The organism is Actinomadura logoneensis, assembly GCF_003428695.1.
Taxonomy (GTDB): Bacteria; Actinomycetota; Actinomycetes; order Streptosporangiales; family Streptosporangiaceae; genus Spirillospora; species Spirillospora logoneensis.
On the sequence record NZ_QURH01000753.1, the window covers coordinates 1 to 3,778 of the forward strand.

Genomic DNA, 3,778 nt, shown 5'->3' on the forward strand with positions numbered 1-3,778 from the left:
CTGGCGGGCCGACGAGCAGGCGCGGCGCGAGGCGCTGCGCGCGGCGGCGGACGTGCTGTTCACCCGCTCGGAGGAGATCGGCCGGGTCATCACGCTCGAACAGGGCAAGCCGCTCCGGGACGCCGCGCTGGAGGCGGTCGGCGCCGGCGTCTGGCTGAAGTACTTCGCCGGCCTGGAGCTGCCGCGCGAGGTCATCCAGGACGACGCGGCCGCGTTCGTCGAGGTGGTGCGCCGGCCGCTGGGCGTCGTCGCCGCGATCACGCCGTGGAACTACCCGCTGCTGCTGGCCGCGTGGAAGCTCGGCCCGGCGCTGCTGGCGGGCAACACCGTGGTGCTCAAGCCGTCCCCCTACACGCCGCTGTCGAGCCTGCTGCTCGGCGAGGCGCTGCGCGGCGTCCTGCCGCCGGGCGTGCTGAACGTGGTGAGCGGCGGCGACGAGCTCGGCGCGTGGATGACCGCCCACCCCGTCCCGCGCAAGATCAGCTTCACCGGGTCGGTGGCGACCGGCAAGCGCGTCGCAGCCGCCGCCGCGCCCGACCTCAAGCGCGTCACGCTGGAGCTCGGCGGCAACGACCCGGCGATCCTGCTGGACGACGTGGACCCGGAGGCCGTCGCCGACAGGCTGTTCGGCGCGGCGTTCATGAACAACGGGCAGGTCTGCTCCGCGGTCAAGCGGGTGTACGCGCCCGAGTCGATCTACGACGACGTCGTGGAGGCGCTGGCGGCGCGGGCGCGCGCGGCGAAGGTCGGCGACGGGACGGCCGAGGGCGTGGAGTACGGCCCGATCAACAACAGGCCGCAGTTCGAGCGCGTGTCGGAGCTGGTCGCCGACGCGATCGCGGGCGGCGCGAAGGCCGCCGCGGGCGGGCGCGCGATGGACCGTCCCGGGTACTTCTTCGAGCCGACGGTCCTGGCGGGCGCCGAGGACGGCACCCGGATCGTGGACGAGGAGCAGTTCGGCCCGGCGCTGCCCGTGGTCGCCTACCGCGACCTGGACGAGGCGGTCGCGCGCGCCAACGGCACCCACTTCGGCCTGTCCGGCTCGGTGTGGGGCGGCGACGCGGACCGCGCCGCCGAGGTCGCCGGACGCCTGGAGTGCGGCACGGCCTGGGTGAACACGCACCTGGCGCTCGCCCCGCACCAGCCGTTCGGCGGCTTCAAGTGGAGCGGCGTCGGCGTGGAGAACGGGCCGTGGGGCCTGCACGGCTTCACCGAGCTCCAGGTCGTCCACCGGGCCAGGTCGTGACCCCCTGACCGGCCGGTTCCCCGGGACGGGCCCGGGGAACCGAGGCCGGAAAGTGACGCCGCGGCCACTGGCGGCAAGACCCCCTGATGGGACACTTTGCGCGGGAACGCGGGAGTGGTGAGACCGAGCGTGGAGGACCCGGATGGACATGTGGGACGTCATGCGCCAGGACGACGTCGGCAACGAGTACCTGGTGGCGAGCTTCGACTCCCGGGTCTCGGCGCTCGCCCGGGCCCTGGTCCTGGAGAGCGGCGTCCCGCACAAGCAGCACTACTGGGTCGCCGGGCCCAAGGGGCCGGCGCTGAGCACCAACCGTGAGCTCTACCTGCACTTCCTGCAGCTCGGGCAGGAGGCGCGGTCGGCGTCGTGGTCGCTGTCGGCGTTCCTGCGGGCGCTGTGGAGGGTGAGCGGCCCGCTGCGCGACCGGTCCGGCGTCGAGCCGGACGACGTGGCCGCCATGTTCACCGCCGCCACGCTCTGCCCGCCGCCGCCGTTCGACCCCGCGTGGCGCACCAGGGACCTGTCGCTGGCCGGGGACGAGCCGGCCGACCACGCCGACTGGGAGCGCGTCCTGCTGTCCCAGCTCGCCGACCTGGAGGACTTCGCCGAACGGCCGCCGGGACCGCGCGCCCGGTTCGGCGTCGAGGCGCCCCGTCCGCCCGGCTCGGGCCGCCGCGCCACCCCGGCCCGCTGGTACAACTTCGACCCGGCGACCTACCTGGAGTGCGCCGTCGCGGGCAGCGTCGGCGGCTGGGACGCCGCCGACGGCGCCCGCATCCCCCTCCCCGACGCCGTCGGCACCGCCGCGCCCCGCTCGTACGTCCGGGACATCACCGACATGTCGTGGGCCGACCTCGCCCGCATCGCGGTCTGCGGCCAGATGTACCAGTAGCCCGCCCCCGCGGGACGAACCGGGCCGTGCCCGCCCGTAGGCGTGCCCGCCCGTAGGCCGTGCCGCCGGCTCCGGCGGCACGGGCCTACGGGCTTTTCCGTCCCCGGCGCGAAGAAGACCGGGTCGTCGGCCAACAACAGGGTGACCGCGACCCGAAAGGACGTCGATGACAGCTCCACCACAGGAGGACGAGGTGACGGGCGACACCGAGCTCGTCGCCTCGTCCCTGCGCGAGCCCGAGAGGTTCGCGCTGGTCTACGACCGGTACTTCGACGACATCCACCGCTACCTCGCGGCGCGGCTGGGGAGCGAGGCCGCCGACGACCTCGCCGCCGACACGTTCCTCGTCGCCTTCCGCCGCCGCGCCGACTTCGACCCGTCCCGCGGCACGGCGGTCCGGCCCTGGCTGTACGGGATCGCCACCAACCTGGTGGCCCAGCACCGGCGGGCCGAGCAGCGGCGGCTGAGGGCGATGGGCAGGGTCGGCGCGGAGGTCTCCGTCGCCGGCCACGAGGAGCGGGTGACCGCGCGGGTCGCCGCCGAGACGCTCCGCCCGGACCTGGTGCGGGCCGTGCGCGGCCTCTCCTCGGGCGAGCGGGACGTGGTGTTCCTCTCCGCGCCGGCCGGGCTCGGTTACGAGGAGATCGCCCATCCGACCGGCAGGCGCGCCGTGTCCTGCTCGTCGCCGCCGCCAGGACCGCGAGCGCTCCGGCGGCGGGCCGCTACTTCCGGGTCACCGTCGAGCAGGGCGGGCGGTCCGTCGTCGGGTCGAAGGACCACCCGTACAAGATCGTGACCCGGAGCGTCGACGAGTACTGGTACGCCGCGGCGCCGGGCGTCCTCGGCCGGTCCGTCCACCGGGAGCCCGGAGCCCGGCCCCTGTCCCCCGCGGACGCCGCCGCGTGGCGCGCCGCTGGCGGCCCGGCGACGGCCCAGGGCGTGGACTGCGTGAACGGCGGGCGCGCCGGGGACCCCGGTCCGGTGGTGAGCCCCAAGGGCCCCGTACCGAGGCTCGTCCAGCCCTCCGGTGCGGTGGAGAGCCCCCGGGACGCCACAGCGCCGGACCCGGCCGGCCAGAGGTGCGAGGGGGACAGCATGCGTCCCGGTCCCGTCTCCAGCGCGCCGCTGAACCCGGCCCCCGGCATGGCCGGTGGTCCTCCTGCCGGACTCGACGTCGCGGGGCTCTCGGATGACCCGGCGGCCCTGCGGCGGCAACTGCCGGCCTGGACGCGTTCGGGCGGGCTGAACGGGCCGGTCGAGGGCGACTCCGCGCAGCTCTGGGCCGCGTCCCAGTACCTCAGGTCATGCCGATCGGGCCGGTGCGGCCCGCGGTCCGGGCGGCCGCCTACCGCGTTCTCGCCGACCTCCCGGACGTGCGCTCGCTCGGGACGGTCACCGACCTGAGGGGACGCCGCGGGCAGGCCCTGACGCGGCAGGGCGACGACGCGGAGGGCGTCGGGACGGGCGCCTACCGCCTCGTCATCGACCCGAACACCGGAGCGCCGCTGGAGACGACCAGCGCCGGATCCGGCTTCATGGATTACATGTCGGTGCTGAACTTCGGTTACACCGACGAGACCCCGCCACCCGCCCACGGGTGAGGGCGGGGCGGCTCCGGCGCGTCGCCGCCGCGACGCGCC

The 3,778-nt window shown here is 75.5% G+C and carries 4 protein-coding genes; all 4 read left to right on the forward strand.

Annotation, left to right across the window (positions count from 1 at the left end; translation table 11 throughout):
• Window positions 1–1,246 (forward strand): aldehyde dehydrogenase family protein (locus DZF91_RS26740; RefSeq protein WP_117359937.1); only part of this gene is annotated, 1,246 nt, incomplete at its 5' end.
• Window positions 1,247–1,388: 142 nt separating this feature from the next.
• The gene (locus DZF91_RS26745; RefSeq protein WP_117359938.1) at window positions 1,389–2,138 is read left to right on the forward strand and encodes a hypothetical protein; all 750 of its coding nucleotides are present in this window, start codon (window positions 1,389–1,391) and stop codon (window positions 2,136–2,138) included.
• Between the two features lie 166 nt (window positions 2,139–2,304).
• Window positions 2,305–2,934: an RNA polymerase sigma factor gene (locus DZF91_RS26750; RefSeq protein WP_117359939.1), complete on the forward strand. Its 630-nt coding sequence runs from the start codon at window positions 2,305–2,307 to the stop codon at window positions 2,932–2,934.
• Between the two features lie 508 nt (window positions 2,935–3,442).
• Window positions 3,443–3,739, forward strand: a complete 297-nt coding sequence (locus DZF91_RS26755; RefSeq protein ID WP_117359940.1) for a hypothetical protein — start codon at window positions 3,443–3,445, stop codon at window positions 3,737–3,739.
• Window positions 3,740–3,778 lie beyond the last annotated feature (39 nt).

What these genes read in the sequence shown, in the direction of transcription:
- DZF91_RS26745 (WP_117359938.1), top strand. Translation starts at nt 1,389, where the DNA reads ATGGACATGTGGGACGTCATGCGCCAGGACGACGTCGGCAACGAGTAC.
- DZF91_RS26750 (WP_117359939.1), top strand. Translation starts at nt 2,305, where the DNA reads ATGACAGCTCCACCACAGGAGGACGAGGTGACGGGCGACACCGAGCTC.
- DZF91_RS26755 (WP_117359940.1), top strand. Translation starts at nt 3,443, where the DNA reads ATGCCGATCGGGCCGGTGCGGCCCGCGGTCCGGGCGGCCGCCTACCGC.